Origin of the sequence: Mesorhizobium sp. M7A.F.Ca.CA.002.05.1.1 (assembly GCF_003998335.1) — a bacterium.
GTDB lineage: Bacteria > Pseudomonadota > Alphaproteobacteria > Rhizobiales > Rhizobiaceae > Mesorhizobium.
Genome location: NZ_RZQI01001597.1, coordinates 1 through 549 on the forward strand (window position 1 = coordinate 1; position 549 = coordinate 549).

General features: G+C 66.8%; 1 protein-coding gene. It reads left to right on the forward strand.

Annotated features, from left to right (window positions below):
• Positions 1–84: 84 nt before the first annotated feature.
• The coding region (locus EN939_RS37250; RefSeq protein ID WP_164751652.1) for an alcohol dehydrogenase catalytic domain-containing protein at positions 85–549 on the forward strand (465 nt) is incomplete at its 3' end.

A 549-nucleotide genomic window follows, 5' to 3' on the forward strand; every position in this document is an offset into this window, starting at 1 on the left:
CGCCGCCGGGGCAAGTAGCGACCCCACAATCACCCGCCGGCCCGCCACACCAACGGGCCGGCGATTTCATGACTGGATTAGCGCATGAAAGCCGTCCTCTGCCGTTCGCCCGGCGATCTCGTCCTTGAAGACCGGCCCGCACCAGAGGCACCGCCTCCCGGCTGGGCGCTGGTGGCGGTCAGCCATGTCGGCATCTGCGGCACCGACTACCACATTTTCGAGGGCAAGCACCCGTTCCTCGCCTATCCTCGCATCATGGGCCATGAGGTGTCGGGAACGATCGTCGAGACCGGCGACGGCGTCGATCTTGCCGTTGGTGAGCCCGTGGTGATCAACCCCTATCTTTCCTGCGGCAAGTGCATCGCCTGCCGGCACGGCAAGCCCAATTGCTGCCTCAGGATCGAGGTGCTGGGCGTGCATCGCGACGGCGCCATGTGCGAACAGATCCTGGTGCCGGCGCAAAATCTCTATCCGGCCAACGGCCTGTCGCTGGCCGACGCCGCCGCAGTCGAGTTCCTGGCCATCGGCGCGCCGCACGGCATGCGCGCC